Origin of the sequence: Burkholderia latens (assembly GCF_001718795.1) — a bacterium.
Taxonomy (GTDB): domain Bacteria; phylum Pseudomonadota; class Gammaproteobacteria; order Burkholderiales; family Burkholderiaceae; genus Burkholderia; species Burkholderia latens_A.
This window is the reverse complement of sequence record NZ_CP013438.1, coordinates 1,321,028-1,336,303: the sequence shown is the minus strand read 5'-3', so window position 1 is coordinate 1,336,303 and position 15,276 is coordinate 1,321,028. Positions and strand designations below refer to the sequence as shown.

The window sequence follows — 15,276 nt, the reverse complement described above, 5'->3', positions numbered from 1 at the left end:
CATACCCGTTACTTGCCCGCGTCGGCCGGTTTCACGGTCATCGGCGGGTTCGGCCAAAGCCCGTACACGGACGGCGCATACAACGCCTCGACGCGCGTCGGTGGCAGCCCGAACGTGCCGACGTTGTTCAGCCGCACCGTGTACTCGACCGAGAATTTGCCCTTCGGCAGATAGTCGTAATACGCGCGGTAGCCGTCGAAATCGCGCTCGATGAACGCCGGCCATGCACCGTCCGGCGATTTCTCGCCCTGCGTCGCGGCCTCGGAGTCGCGGCCGAGGCCCGAGCCGAGGATCGTCGCGCCGGACGGAATCGGATCGTTGACGACGACCCACGTCATGTCGCTCTGCGCATCGATGTCGAGACGCACGCGCACGACGTCGCCGCGCGTCAACACACCGCCGACCGCAGGCGACACGGGCGTGACGGTTTTCGCGATCCGGTAGCCGGCCGCGAACGGCGCGCGCAGCGGCACGGCGGCGAGGCTTTCGACGGTCGCCCACGGGCGGCCCGTGCCGTCCTGCGTGACGGACAGCGTCGCCGCCGCTTGCGCAGCGCGCGGCCACGGCATCAGCACACTGCGCGCGGCGGAGGTGCGGGTCGCGGCGGTGGCCGACGCGGGCGTGTCGGCGGCCGCAGCAGGGGCTTGCGACCACGAGATCGCGCGCTCGTTGCTGCCGAGCGCGACCTTCGTCGTGCCGGCGACGGGCGTGCTCTCGTAAGTGCGCGAGAATCGCTCGATCGCGAGCTGGCCGAGTGCATTCGACGTCGTCGTCTGCCATGCGCCCTGGCGTTGCAGCGCGAGCAGACCGGTCGCGACGCGCGGCATCTCGTCCTTCCACGCCGGGTCGCCGGCGAACTCCAGCGCGAGACGCGCGGCGTTGGTTTCGTTGCTCGTCATCAACCACCACAGGTCGTCGTCGCGCGCGGTCGAGAACACCAGTTGCGTGCCCTGGTATGTGAGGCGCGCACGCAGGATCTGCTCGACCTGCGCGCGCTTCTCGTCGCGCTGCGGGATGTCCTTCACGCGCGTGAGAATCGCGTGATAGTCGATGACCGCCGACGTCGGCCACTGGTTCGGCGCGATCTCGATCGAGCCGAGCATCCGGCCTTGCGCGGCGCCGTAACGCGACAGCGCCTCGATCGCGGCGAGCTTGCGCAGATCGCGGTCCTGGCGCGGCGCCCATGCGTTGCGCTCGATGCGGCCGTCGATGAAGCGCGCGAGCCCCGCTTCGAGCCGCGTGCGCACGTCTTCCGGCAGCGCGAAACGCGGGTCGAGCCGGCTCGCTTCGTCCGATACGACGAGCAGATACGACGACAGTGTCGGGCTGCCGTAGTGCGCATCATCGGACGACGGCGGGAAGTAGTTCGCGAGGCCGTCGCTGTCGAGATACACGGGCATGCGGGCGACCAGCGCCTGCCATTGCGCGGCATCGTGCAGGCCGATCGCGCGCGACGTCTGCTGTTCGAGGCAGCGGTACGGATAGCGCTCGAACCAGCGCCGCACGCCGGGCAGCCCCTCCGCGAGCTTCGACTGCAGCGACACGGCAATCCCGCCGCGCGGCATCCCCTGCGCGTTGTTGACGGCGCCGGCCGGCGCGGCGACGGGCACCGTAAGCGTGCCGTCGACCTGGGCGAGCGTCGCCTGCTGCACGGTCACCGGCAGCGCGGGCACGACCTTTTGCGTGACGGCCAGTGCGTCGGACGCGCGCTTGCCGCCTTGCTCCGCCGCGTCGATGCGCCAGTTCAGCGCGCCGCCGGCGTCGAGCGCCTGCTCGGGCACGGTGATCGTCCATGCGACCTCGGCCGCCGCATTGGCTGCGAGCGACACGGATTGCGGCGCGACGTCGACGCCCGTTACGTGTGGCGTCACGACGACCTGCATCGCACGCTCGGTCGTGTTGCGCAGGGTGACCTGCGCGCGGAACGCGTCGCCTTCGCGCACGAGCGGCGGCAAGCCGGAGATCAGCTGCAGATCCTGCGTGCTGCGGATCGACGTGCTGCCCGTGCCGAAGCGGTCGGCGCCCACCGCCGCGATCGCGACAATCCGGAAGCGCGTGAGCGCGTCGTTCAGCGGCACCTCGACGGTCGCACTGCCGTTCGCGTCGAGCGTCACGCGCGGGTTCCACAGCAGCAGCGTGTCAAACAGCTCGCGCGTCGGCGCGCTGCCGCCGCCGCCGCCCGCCGGCACGGCCTTGCGGCCGAAGTGACGGCGGCCCACGATTTCCATCTGCGCGGTGGCCGTCTCGACGCCGTACGCGCGCCGCTGCAGCATGGCGTCGAGCAGGTCCCAGCTGTTGTTCGGCATGAGTTCGAGCAGCGCCTCGTCGACGGCCGCGACCGCGATCTGCGTGCCAGCGGGGGCGGGCTGCCCGTTCGGCAGCGTGACCTTGACGTGCGCCTGCGCCTTGCTGCGCACCGTGTAGCGCGTCGCGTCGGTCGTTACGGTCACGCCGAGACGGTGCACGCCGGTGCCGACCTTGATCTCGCCCAGTCCGTAGCGGAACGCGGGCTTGGACAGGTCGACGAACGCGGTCGGCGCTTCGTAGTGGCGGCCTTCGCGCCAGAACGCGCGCGCCCATTCGACCGGCGCCTTCCATCCCCACGTGAAGAACGAATACCACGGCACTTCGCGAATACGGCCGCGCAGCGCGAGCACCGACACGTATACGTTCGGCCCCCACGATTCGCCGACTTTCAGGTCGACGGTCGGGTTCTTGCCGTTCAGTTGCACCACGTGCGTTTCCATCACGCCGCCGCGCTCGACCGCGACGAGCGCGGTCGCGTAGCGGAACGGCATGCGCACCTGGAAGCGGGCCGTCTCGCCCGGTTCGTAGGACGTCTTCTCCGGAATCACGTCGATCCGGTCGGTGTTGTCGCCGCCGAACCAGAGTTCGTCCTCGCGCGTGACCCATACCGACGTCGACGCGTTCGACGTGCGGCCGTCGCCGTCCTTCGCGACCGCGATCAGCTGTACGTTGCCGGCCTGTTCGAGCGTCGCGTCGCACGCCATGCGGCCCTTGTCGTCGGTCTTGCCCGAGCACAGCACGCCGAGGTCGCGCGTGTCGCTCTTGTTGTCGTACGCGTAGAAGCCGCCGACCATCCGCTTGCGCGACGACGTCGTGATGTGCGCGACGCCCTTGATCTCGATCGCGACCGATGCGCGCGGCTTGCCCTGCAGGTCGAGCGCGAGCGCCTGCACCGGCACGCGCTGGCCGACCGAGACCCAGCGGCCTGCCTTGATGCCCGCGACCACCGCGGCCGGCCACAGGATCGTGTCGCCGCGAATCGTCTGTACTTCGCCGTTCGGGTCGGCGAACGTCGCCTCGAGCGCGATGCGTTTCGGCGCGTCGACGTCGGGCAGGCCCTTGAGCGTGACCGAACCCGCGCCGTTGCGGTCGAGCGTCAGCGGCAGCTTGTCAGCGATCAACTTCGTCGCGTCCGGATCGTTGTTCGCGGCCGACGCGTTGTCGCCGTCCTGCGCATCGTCGTCGGCGTTTCCGTCGCTGCGCTCGGGACGATACGGCGTGAAGCTGAAGTCCTCGAAGCGATCCGCGAACGGCGGCGACGCCCACTTCATCAGCGCCGATACCTGCACCGGCAGATTCGACGCGCCGCCGCCCGACACGTAGTCGATCTGCACCGCGAGCGGCGCTTCCTTGACCGCGACAAGCGGGCTCTTCTGCGCGTCGCGCGCGCTGATCGTCCCCTTGAGCACCGGCAGGCGGAACGCTTCGACGCGGAAGCTGCCGCTGTAGTAACTCGCGGTCGGCGCATCGTCCGGGCCGCCTTCGAGCGTGACGCTGTATTCGCCGAGCCTGGCCGCCGGCGGCAGCGTGAACTGCGTATCCGCGCTGTGGTCGGCGGACCACGCAAGCGGCAGCTTGTACGTCTGGTCGGAGCCGAGATGACGGATCGTCACGCGCGCCGGAAATTGCGCGGGGAACGCGAGGCTCTGCAGCGTCTCGGTGCGCAGGAAGTGCTTCATCGAAACGGTTTCGCCGGCGCGCAGCAGCGTGCGGTCGAATACGGTGTGTGCCCGCACGGTCGGTGCGCTGTCGGTGTCGGTCGGCACGTTGAAGCGCCACGACTCGATCCCGCGGTTCCAGTTCGAACTGACGAACGCCATGTCCGGGCCCGTCTTCGGATCGTCCACGCGCGCCGACACGAAATAGTCGTCGAAGCGCTCCGTCTGGCTGCATTCGTGCTTCGGCTCGAAGGCCCCGTCGATGGTGAGCAGCCCCTGCGCGTCGGTCTTGCCGGACGCAATTTCATCGCCGTTGCAATCGGACACGCGGATCTGCGCATTCGGCACCGGCTTGCCCTTGTCGAGCGTCGTGACCCACACGAGGTTGTTCTCGCGCCCCTGCTTCAGGTGCACGCCGAGGTTCGTGACGAGCACGGCGGTGCGCACGTACATGTTCGACGGTTTCGCGAGCAGCGAGCGGCCGAGCGCGGGCGACGCGAGTTCGAGCACGTAGAAGCCGGGCTTGTCGATCGGCACACCGACGACCTCGAATGGGCGCAGGCCCTTCGGATCGGCTTTCGGTAGCGTCAGCGCCTGCACACCGGGTTCGCCGGTCAGCAGCGACAGCGAGCGCACGTCGATGCGGCGGTTCTGCGGCGCCGGCATCTTCTCGCCGGCTTCGAGCGGCACGTAGACCGGATGCTGGCCTTTGCGTTGCAGCAGGCCCGGAATGCGCTCATCGATCGTGCCGGCCGTCATCGACCAGTTGTCGAAACGCTCGACGGTTCGCATCCATTGACGGATCGCAGTGTCGTTCTCGACCTTCAGGTTCGAAAATTGCGCGCCGCCCGCGTTCAGGCCTGCAATGTGCAGATCGGCTTCGACGTTGCGCAACGTGACCGGCACGAGCGCCGGTGTATCGGGTTCGGCGAAGCGCTCGACGATCCCGAACGTGCCGGACGAGAACTTTGCAAGCGGCGGCATCGGCGCGGTGCGCGTCGCGAGCGGGAACAGGTCGGCGTTCGACAGCGAGCGGTCGGTCACGTCGCGCAGGCCCGACGGCAGCTCGATCGTCAGATTCGCCTGTGCGGGCAGCGGCGCATCGAACTTGACGGTCGTCACTTCGTCGCTGTGGTCGTCGGCCGCGAATGCCGGCGAAAGCGAACCGTCGGGGCCGCGCAGCTTGATCGCTTCGGCGTTCTTGCGCGAGATCGGCGCATTGAACGACAGCGTCAGCGGGCGCAGCGGCGTGCACGGCGCCTTCGCGTTCTCGCGCTCGCACGAGAAACTCGCGGCGAACGGCGCGCGCACGGTGAAGTCGAAGCGGCGCTCGGTGTCGTTCGCGATGCCGCTCGGGCTCGCGACGCCCTTGCCGTACACGAGCTGCATCTTCGCGCTTGCAGGAAGAGCCTGCGCGCACGACAGCGTCAGCACGCGCGCGGAGTCCTTCTTCAGCCCGAAGTGATCGAGCAGCGCGTTGCGCGTCGCGTCGTCGGCGGCGGTGACCGGGATGCGGTTGCCAATCCCGGCCGCCTCGCACCAGATGTTCGCGAGCGCCGAACGCGGCTCGGCCGGGCCGTTCAGCTTCAGCACGAAAACCTGGCGTTCCTCGATCTCGCGCGAGCCGGGACGCACCGTGACCGGGAACGGGCCGCCAGTCTGAAACGTGAAGCGGCGCGGGCCGCTGACCGCATTGCCGGCGACCGAGCGCAGCGTGTCGTTGAGCGCGACCGAGCAACGCACGCCCGGCGGCAGGTCGTTCTCGAAGTCGTACACCCACGTCTTGTCGTCGAGCCAGCGCCCCTGGCCGCGTGCGGCAGCGGAATCGTTGCAGGTCAGACGCGCCGGGTTCGGCGCGGATGCCGACCCGAATGCGACCATTGCCTCGTCGAATTTGACGACGCTCTGCCGGACTTCGGTGACGGTGCCTTGCGGCGACACGCTCACGGTGCGCGCCGCGCCCGCGTGCAGCGACAGCGCGGTGGCGGCCCCGAGCGCGGCCACCGCGCCGATGCGCAAGAGCAGCCGTGTGGTGTGGTGGATTGAACGCGTGTTGTTGTGTTTGTCGTGCTGCTTCATCGCTCGATGCCCTCGGAGGGAAGCTTTCTGTTTGATTGCACGCGATTCTAACCGACGCGCATGCGAGCGAATGGCCGAAGGTTGCGTGTCGTCGGGTTGCGACACACCGGCATCCCGTTGCAGAATTGTCGCGTCGACGACACAAAGATGAAGCGAAATGTCGATTGTCTCGGATTGCGGAACATTTAATGGACTATAAAAGCATTGTCCGATCCGGTTTGTGCGCGTACATTGCAGGGCCGCGCGATAGTTTGAGAAATATCAAGCGTGGTTTTCCCGAATCCGGTGTTCGAGAGAAGGAAACATGCACAACGACAACACCCCCCACTCGCGTCGCGATAGCGACGCAGCCGCAACAGGCATCACGCGGCGTCAATGGCTGCAGGGCGCACTGGCGCTGACGGCGGCGAGTCTCACCGGCTCGCTGGCGTTGCGGGCCCTGGCCGACAGCCCCGGCACCGCGCCGATCGACGCGTTCATGACGCTCTCCGAAGCACTGACAGGCAAGAAAGGGCTGAGCCGCGTGCTCGGCGAACGCTACCTGCAAGCGTTGCAGAAGGGCTCGTTCAAAACCGCCGACGCGCTGTCGCAACTTGCGGGCGCGCTTGCGTCCGGCTCGTTGACGCCCGATCAGGAAGCCGCCGCGCTGTCGACACTCGGCGCGTGGTATCTCGGCATCGTCGACAACGTCGTGATTGCCTACGAAGAAGCATTAATGTTCAGCGTCGTGTCCGATACGCTCGTGATTCCGTCGTATTGCCCGAACAAACCCGGCTTCTGGGCCGAAAAACCGATCGAGAGGCAAGCCTGATGGCCGATACCGATACGCAAAAAGCCGACGTCGTGGTCGTCGGGTCCGGTGTCGCAGGCGCGATCGTTGCGCACCAGCTGGCGATGGCCGGCAAGTCGGTGATCCTGCTGGAGGCCGGCCCGCGCATGCGGCGCGGCGAAATTGTCGAGCGCTTTCGCAATCAGCCCGACAAGACGGACTTCATGGCGCCGTACCCGTCGAGCCCGTGGGCGCCGCATCCGGAATACGGCCCGCCGAACGACTACCTGATCCTGAAGGGCGAGCACAAGTTCAACTCGCAGTACATCCGCGCGGTGGGCGGCACGACGTGGCACTGGGCCGCGTCTGCGTGGCGCTTCATCCCGAACGACTTCAAGATGAAGACCGTGTACGGCGTCGGCCGCGACTGGCCGATCCAGTACGACGACCTCGAGCATTACTACCAGCGCGCCGAGGAAGAGCTCGGCGTGTGGGGGCCGGGTCCCGAAGAGGATCTGTACTCGCCGCGCAAGCAGCCTTACCCGATGCCGCCGCTGCCGCTGTCGTTCAACGAGCAGACGATCAAGAGCGCGCTCAACGGCTATGACCCGAAGTTCCACGTGGTGACCGAACCGGTCGCGCGCAACAGCCGTCCGTATGACGGGCGGCCGACCTGTTGCGGGAACAACAATTGCATGCCGATCTGCCCGATCGGCGCGATGTACAACGGCATCGTGCACGTGCAGAAGGCCGAGCAGGCGGGCGCGAAACTGATCGACAGCGCGGTCGTCTACAAGCTCGAGACAGGGCCGGACAAGCGGATCGTCGCCGCGATCTACAAGGACAAGACGGGCGCAGACCACCGGGTCGAAGGCAAGTATTTCGTGGTGGCGGCGAACGGCATCGAGACGCCGAAGATCCTGCTGATGTCCGCGAATCGCGATTTCCCGAACGGCGTCGCGAACAGCTCCGACATGGTCGGGCGCAACCTGATGGATCACCCGGGCACGGGCGTGTCGTTCTACGCGAGCGAGAAGCTGTGGCCGGGCCGCGGCCCGCAGGAAATGACGTCGCTGATCGGCTTTCGCGACGGGCCGTTCCGCGCGACCGAAGCGGCGAAGAAAATCCACCTGTCGAACATGTCGCGCATCAACCAGGAGACGCAGAAGATCTTCAAGGCCGGCAAGCTGATGAAGCCGGAGGAGCTCGACGCACAGATCCGCGACCGCTCCGCGCGCTACGTGCAGTTCGACTGCTTCCACGAGATCCTGCCGCAACCCGAAAACCGCATCGTGCCGAGCAAGACGGCCACCGACGCGATCGGCATTCCGCGCCCGGAAATCACGTATGCGATCGACGACTACGTCAAACGCGGCGCGGTGCATACGCGCGAGGTCTACGCGACCGCCGCGAAGGTGCTGGGCGGCACTGACGTGGTGTTCAACGACGAGTTCGCGCCGAACAACCACATCACGGGCTCGACGATCATGGGCGCGGATGCGCGCGACTCCGTCGTCGACAAGGACTGCCGCACGTTCGACCATCCAAACCTGTTCATCTCGAGCAGCTCGACGATGCCGACCGTCGGTACGGTAAACGTGACGCTGACGATCGCGGCGCTCGCGCTGCGGATGTCAGACACGCTGAAGAAGGAAGTCTGACCGTGCGGAAATCTACTCTCACCTTCCTCCTCGCGGGCTGTGTCGCGCTGCCGGGCCTCGTGCGCGCGGCCGATTCCGCGGATCCCGCGCAGATCAAGCGCGGCGAATATCTCGCGGTCGCCGGCGACTGCATGGCTTGCCACACCGCGAAGGGCGGCAAACCGTTCGCGGGCGGTCTCGCGATGCCGGTGCCGAAACTCGGCAAGATCTATACGAGCAACATCACGCCGGATCCGGATACCGGTATCGGCAAGTGGACGTTCGAGGACTTCGAACGCGCCGTGCGTCACGGGGTGTCGAAGAACGGCGACAACCTGTATCCGGCGATGCCGTACGTGTCGTACGCGAAGATCAACGACGACGACGTGCAGGCGTTGTACGCGTACTTCATGCATGGCGTCGAGCCGGTGAAGCAGGCGCCGCCGAAGAACGAGATTCCGGCGCTGCTGAGCATGCGCTGGCCGCTGAAGATCTGGAACTGGCTGTTCCTGAAAGACGGCGCGTACCAGCCGAAACCGTCGCAGAGCGCCGAGTGGAATCGTGGCGCGTACCTGGTGCAGGGCCTCGCGCACTGCAGCACGTGCCACACGCCGCGCGGTATCGCGATGCAGGAGAAGTCGCTCGACGAGACGGGCGGCAGCTTCCTGTCCGGCTCGGTGCTGGCGGGCTGGGACGGCTACAACATCACGTCGGACCCGAACGCGGGGATCGGCGGCTGGACGCAGCAGCAGCTCGTCCAGTACCTGCGTACCGGCAGCGTGCCGGGCGTCGCGCAGGCGGCCGGCCCGATGGCCGAAGCGGTCGAGCACAGCTTCTCGAAGATGACCGACGCCGATATCGGCGCGATCGCGACGTACATCCGGACGGTGCCAGCCGTCGCCAACGGCGATGCAAAGCAGTCGCGTTCGTCTTGGGGCAAGCCCGCGGAAGACGGGCTGAAGCTGCGCGGCGTGCCGCTCGCGTCGTCGGGCATCGACCCGGCCCGGCTGTACCTCGGCAACTGCGCGACGTGCCACCAGATGCAAGGCAAGGGCACGCCGGACGGCTACTATCCGTCGCTATTCCACAATTCGACGGTCGGTGCGCCGAATCCGACGAACCTCGTGCAGGTGATCCTGAACGGGGTCGAGCGTAAAGCCGGCAGCGAAGACGTCGGGATGCCCGCGTTCCGCAACGAGCTGACGGATGCGCAGATCGCCGCGCTGGCGAACTACGTGACGGGGCAGTTCGGCAATCCGGCCGCGAAGGTGACCGAGCAGGACGTCGCGAAGGCGCGTTGACGCGTGCGCAGTCGCCGCAGCACTGACAGGAGGAGCACAGCACATCGGTTGGCCCCGATGCCGGTTGTTGCAGAGCGCGGCGGGCGGCCCAGACGGCCGCCCGTCCTGGTTCATTGGCAATCCGGTGCGTGCGGTTGCTTGCGCGCATCGCTTTCGTTGATCACACCATGACACCGAATCAACCGTTTCTCGCGTCCCAGCGCGATGTGCTGCTGCTGTTGTCCCGAATCCTGCTCGTGATCCTGTTCGTGATGTTCGGCTGGAAGAAGATCGTCGACTTCTCCGGTACGATCGCGTTCATGGGAAGCGAGGGTGCGCCGGCGCCGATCGTTTCGGCGGCGATCTCCGTCGTGATGGAGTTGTTCGTCGGCATCGCGCTGCTCGTCGGCTTTCAGACGCGGCCGCTCGCGCTGCTGCTTGCGCTGTACACGATCGGCACCGCGGTCATCGGCCACCACTACTGGACGATGGCCGGCGGCGAGCAGATCAACAACATGATTCATTTCTACAAGAACATCGCGATCTCGGGCGGCTTGCTCGCGCTGTGCGCGGCGGGCCCCGGACGTTTTTCGGTCGATCGCGGGTGAACGGACTGCCGGCCCGTGCACAGCGCGCGGGTCGGACGGTCGAGACTCCGAGGGGGCATCATTTTGCGACTCAAATACTTCGCATGGCTGATTGCGGCCGCCACGCCGGCGGCTGCGTTTGCACAAACGAGCGTCACACTGTACGGCCGGATCGACGGCGGCATCGAATACCTGAACCACATCGCGACCCCGAACGGCAGTTCGACGCGCTGGAGCGCGGAAGGCGGCGACTGGGGCACGAGCATGTTCGGGCTGAAGGGTTTCGAGGATCTCGGCGGCGGGATGTCGACGGTCTTCAACCTGGAAACCGCGTTCCAGGTGATGAACGGCACGACGGGCGGCGGACGCATGTGGTCGCGCCGCGCGTATGTCGGGTTGAAGAGCGATACGTGGGGGCAGCTGCAGGCCGGCCGCAATCTGTTCATCGATAGTGACGGCGTGTGGGAATTCGACCCGTTCGTGCAACAGGCGTTTTCGTCCGCGTCGCTCGTGCGCGGCCGTAACTGGCAGCAGAGCAGCAACAACATCGAATATCACAGCCCGGTGATCGGCGGCTTCGACGTGCAGGCGCAATATGCGTTCGGCAATCAGTCGCGCGGTTTCAACTACGGCGCGGCCGACGACTTCGGCCGCTCGGACGGGATCATGATCTCGTACCATTCGCCGGTGCTCGACGTGCGCGGCATCTACGACGAGCTGCGCGACAACAACGGCAAGTTCAGCAACATTTTCACGGCTTCGCGAGAGTATTTCGTCGGCGCGAACGTGAAGGTGTCGAAGTTCAAGATCCAGGGCGCGTATACGCACTACCAGACGCCGGACAGTCCTGCCGGCGTGGCCGATCGCGCGGATCATTACTGGCTCGGTGCGACTTATACGGCTACGCCGCAGTGGGCCGTGACGGGCGGCGGGTATTACGTGAAGGTCGGCGACGGCGGCGGCGATGCGTCGCACGATCCGTCGGGGCACGCGATCATGTACGTGCTCGGGACGACGTACAACCTGTCGAAGCGCACGTTCCTGTATGGGACCGTCGCGTACGTGCGCAACGGCGGGAATTCGAACTTCTCGCTGCTCGCGTCGCCGCGGGATGCGACGTCGGGCACGAGCCCGATGACGGGCGAGTCGCAGACGGGTGCGTATGTCGGGATGATGCATACGTTCTGAGCGCGGGCTTGGTGCAGGCAACGCACGGTGAGGGCGGCCCGTGCCTTTCCCGCTTGCGGGGTTTGCGGATCGTCGCGGTATCGACGCGGCTCGGCGAATCCCTGTCAGCAGACACAATGCCTTCGATGACGATCGTTTCAGTCCGCGGCGCATCGTCAAGCATCGAAGCAATGCACGCGGCCGATCTTTGCTGACGAAGCGATCGCAACGTGCGCCCTCATGTATCGTGGTCCGGCCAGCGTCGTGCATCAGAACCCGCACGCGTCGGTCGTCGTCAACGTCGCAAAGGGTCCGCCAAGCGTCGCATTGTGATGCGCGATGATCCGCCCGGCCGGAAGGTCGGGCGTATCCATGCAGGTGTGCGCATCGGCGACGAGCACCGCGCGAAAGCCGAGATCGGCGGCCGCACGGCAGGTCGTGTCGATGCAGTACTGCGTCTTCATTCCCGTAATCGCGATTTCGCCGATCCCGGCCGCGTGCAGCCATTCCGCAAGCCGCGTGCCGGCGAAGCAGCTCGGCCGAGTCTTGTTGAACACGATATCGCGTGCCGTATCGATCGCGAGGTCCGGCAGCAACGCGGCCAGCGGCGCATCGGGCGCGCTCGGTGAGCCGTCCGGGCCGGTGTGACGCACGGCAAACACCGGAGCACCGGCGTCATGCGCGCGGCGAATCAGCCGGTTGATCCTGGCCAGCACGCGTTCGCCGTCATGTGGACGATCGGGGCCGTCGAACAGACCGACCTGCATGTCGATGACGAGCAGCGCACGTTTCGGGGAAGGGGCTTCGGACATTGCGTTTCTCCTGAAGGACTGGCACGGACGGAGAAACGACGAGACCCCGTCCGGAACCGGCGGGGCCTGTGGGAATCGGGACGCTACGACCTTGCGCGCGATCGCGACACCGGCCCGCCGAAGGCGGTCGTGCGCGTGGTCGTCGGAAGAGGCGTCGTTGCGTTGTGCATGGGACGATCATGCCCGATGCGCGTTTGGCGCGTCAACGACTGCCGCACAGCGCATCGCGCGCCAGTCAATCGAGCGCCTTCCCGGCCTTCTCGTCCATGCACCGAATCGCGAGCAGCGTCAGCGCGCCACAGCCGATCGCATACCACGCAGGCGCATTCGGATTGCCTGTCGCCGCGATCAGCCAGGTGACGAAGAACTGCGCGAAGCCGCCGAAGATCGCGACGCCCACGCTATACACCAGCGCACCGCCCGTCGCCCGCACAGCACGCGGAAACAGCTCTCCGAGCATCGCGCCCGTCGCCCCGATGTTGATTGCATGCACGATCGACAGCGCGGCGATGATCGAGAGCAGCGATGCAGCACCCGGCCACCGGTTCAGCGCGATGAACGACGGATAGATCGCGACCATCAGCACGATGCGCGTCCACCATACGATCCGGTTGCGGCCGAACACATCGGACAGATGCCCGCCGATCGGCGTCACGAGCATCAAAATCGCACCGGCGACGCAGCCGGCCGTCATTGACAGCCAGGTCGGCAGATGCAGCACCTGCACGCCGTAGATCGCCATGTAGAACACGATGATGTAGTGGATCGACGTGCCGCCGATCGTCACGCCGTGGCCCGCAAACACGGCCTTGCCGTGATGGCGCAGCACGTCGGCGAGCGGCAGCGATGCGACCTTCTCGCCGGATGCGTGTGCGGCGGCGGGTGTCGCGGCGGGCACCTCCTCGACGGTGCGGCGCAGCCAGTAACCGAGCGGCACGAACAGCGTGCCGATGACGAACGGCACGCGCCAGCCCCAGCTTTCGAGCTGGGCGGCATTGAGCGTCGACGTCAGCGCGACGCCGGTAAGCGCCCCCGCGAGCGCCGCGAGCCCCTGGCTCGAGAACTGGAACGATGCATAGAAACCGCGGCGATGCTGCGGCGCCTGTTCGAGCAGCAGCGTCGTCGACGCGCCCACTTCGCCGCCCGATGCGAACCCTTGCACCAGGCGTGCAAGCACGAGCAGCAGCGGCGCGGCGATGCCGATCTGCGCGAAGGTCGGCGCGACCGCGATCGTCGCGGTGCCGAGCGCCATCAGCAGCAGCGTGAGAATCATCGCTTTCTTGCGGCCCGCACGATCCGCGTACATGCCGATCACGAGGCCGCCGAGCGGGCGCGTGACGAAGCCGACGCCGAAGCTCGCGACCGCCAGCATCAACTGACCGAACGACGAATGCACCGGAAAGAACAGCTTGCCGATCAGGATCGCGAAGAAGCTGTAGACCGTGAAGTCGTAGAACTCGAGCGCGTTGCCGACGGCGGCCGCCGCGATCAGGCGGCGTTTCTTCGCGGCGGCGCGGGCATCGGCCGGCGAGCCGGACAACGGAAGGGCGGACGTTTCCATGAGGTTCCCCTGCTGAGGCGCGGAACTGCGTGATGAAGGGCCGTCAGGCCGCGAGCCAGGCTTCGGCGACGCGGACCCAGTAGCTCGCGCCGATCGCGAGAATGTCGTCGTTGAAGTCGTAGCCAGGGTTGTGCACCATGCAGCCGCCCTTGCTGCCGATCCCGTTGCCGATGAACGCATAGCAGCCGGGGCGCGCTTCGAGCATGAACGCAAAGTCCTCGCTGCCCATCAGCGGCGCGGCGTCGGTCTCGACGCGCTCGGCGCCGAGCATCTGGCGCGCGATGTCGGCGGCGAACGCGGTCGGCTCGGGATGGTTCACGAGGACCGGGTAGCCGTAGTCGTAATCCACTTCGGCCGTGACGCCGAAGCTCTCCGCCTGGCCTTTCGCAAGCGCTTCGATGCGGCGTGCGAGCAGCGTGCGCACGTCGGCATTCAGCGCGCGCACCGACAGCTTCATCACGACGGATTCGGGAATGATGTTGAAGGTTTCGCCGGCCTGCACGCTGCCGACCGTAATCACGGCCGCATGCTGCGCGTCGACCTCGCGCGCGACGATCGTCTGCAGTGCGACCATGATGCTGCCCGCGGCCGACATCGGATCGCGCGCGAAGTGCGGCATCGCGCCGTGACCACCGACGCCGCGCAGCGTGATCGTCACGCGGTCGGCCGACGCCATTGCGGCGCCGCTGCGGAACGCCATGTCGCCGGCGGCGCGGCCCGGCATGTTGTGGATCGCGAAAATCGCGTCGCACGGAAAGCGGTCGAACAGGCCGTCGTCCATCATCGACTTCGCACCGCCGAAATTTTCCTCGGCCGGCTGGAAGATCAGGTTCAGCGTGCCCGAGAACTGGCGCGTCGCCGCGAGATGGCGCGCCGCGCACAGCAGCATTGCCGTGTGACCGTCGTGGCCGCACGCGTGCATCTTGTTCGCGTGGCGGCTCGCGTAAGGCAGGCCGGTGGTTTCGGCGAGCGGCAGCGCGTCCATGTCGGCGCGCAGCCCGACGGTGCGTGCGCTCTGGCCTTCGCGCAGCACGCCGACGACGCCGGTCTTGCCGATGCCGCGATGCACTTCGTAGCCCCAGCCGGCGAGCAGCTCGGCGACGAGATTGCTCGTCAGCGTTTCCTCGAACGCGAGTTCGGGATGCGCGTGGATGCGGCGGCGCACTTCGATCAGGTCGGGGGCGATCGCGGCGATGCCGGGGATCACGGGGTTCACGGCTTGCAGCATGGTGTCTCCAGTGGGGCGGGTGTGGCTGGATGGACGTTTGACGCGGATATGACGGCCAAGCATATAAATTTCTGTCGGGTACCAGAAGCTGCTAAATTGCTTTGGTGCTCACCACCGGTTGCCGCTCGGGAATACCCTGAGCCGCCGCGTCTGGCCGGGCGTCGCGTTTCCACGATTCCAGGCATGCG

At 66.8% G+C, this 15,276-nt stretch carries 9 protein-coding genes; 5 read left to right on the top strand and 4 right to left on the bottom strand.

Going from position 1 to position 15,276, the window contains the following annotated elements; genetic code table 11:
* Window positions 1–8: 8 nt before the first annotated feature.
* Window positions 9–6,044, bottom strand: coding sequence for an alpha-2-macroglobulin family protein (locus WK25_RS25260; RefSeq protein ID WP_069243062.1), 6,036 nt, complete (start codon window positions 6,042–6,044; stop codon window positions 9–11).
* A gap of 304 nt (window positions 6,045–6,348) precedes the next feature.
* On the opposite strand from WK25_RS25260, the gene WK25_RS25255 reads away from it, so the two are divergent.
* The 5 genes from WK25_RS25255 (at window position 6,349) to WK25_RS25235 (ending at window position 11,508) form a co-directional block, all read left to right on the top strand.
* Complete coding sequence (locus WK25_RS25255; protein ID WP_040140039.1) at window positions 6,349–6,855, top strand: sugar dehydrogenase complex small subunit; 507 nt, start codon at window positions 6,349–6,351, stop codon at window positions 6,853–6,855.
* Complete coding sequence (locus tag WK25_RS25250) at window positions 6,855–8,474, top strand: GMC family oxidoreductase (protein WP_069243061.1); 1,620 nt, start codon at window positions 6,855–6,857, stop codon at window positions 8,472–8,474. Before WK25_RS25255 ends, WK25_RS25250 begins: the two co-directional genes overlap by 1 nt.
* Before the next feature lie 2 nt (window positions 8,475–8,476).
* Window positions 8,477–9,754, top strand: coding sequence for a cytochrome c (locus WK25_RS25245; RefSeq protein ID WP_040140035.1), 1,278 nt, complete (start codon window positions 8,477–8,479; stop codon window positions 9,752–9,754).
* Window positions 9,755–9,921: 167 nt separating this feature from the next.
* A complete protein-coding gene (locus tag WK25_RS25240; protein ID WP_069243060.1) occupies window positions 9,922–10,341 on the top strand; it encodes a DoxX family protein in 420 nt (139 codons plus the stop codon).
* A 63-nt stretch (window positions 10,342–10,404) separates the two neighbouring features.
* Complete coding sequence (locus WK25_RS25235) at window positions 10,405–11,508, top strand: porin (RefSeq protein ID WP_069243059.1); 1,104 nt, start codon at window positions 10,405–10,407, stop codon at window positions 11,506–11,508.
* A 248-nt stretch (window positions 11,509–11,756) separates the two neighbouring features.
* Here WK25_RS25235 and WK25_RS25230 read toward each other — a convergent pair whose 3' ends face one another.
* The 3 genes from WK25_RS25230 to WK25_RS25220 form a co-directional block, all read right to left on the bottom strand.
* Window positions 11,757–12,299 carry a cysteine hydrolase family protein gene (locus WK25_RS25230; protein ID WP_059547162.1) on the bottom strand — a complete coding sequence of 181 codons (543 nt, stop codon included), beginning with the start codon at window positions 12,297–12,299 and terminating at the stop codon, window positions 11,757–11,759.
* A gap of 235 nt (window positions 12,300–12,534) precedes the next feature.
* Window positions 12,535–13,860 carry an MFS transporter gene (locus tag WK25_RS25225; RefSeq protein ID WP_069243058.1) on the bottom strand — a complete coding sequence of 442 codons (1,326 nt, stop codon included), beginning with the start codon at window positions 13,858–13,860 and terminating at the stop codon, window positions 12,535–12,537.
* A 43-nt stretch (window positions 13,861–13,903) separates the two neighbouring features.
* On the bottom strand, window positions 13,904–15,088 hold the full coding sequence (locus WK25_RS25220; protein WP_040140025.1) for a M20 aminoacylase family protein: 1,185 nt from the start codon (window positions 15,086–15,088) through the stop codon (window positions 13,904–13,906).
* Between the last annotated feature and the right edge of the window lie 188 nt (window positions 15,089–15,276).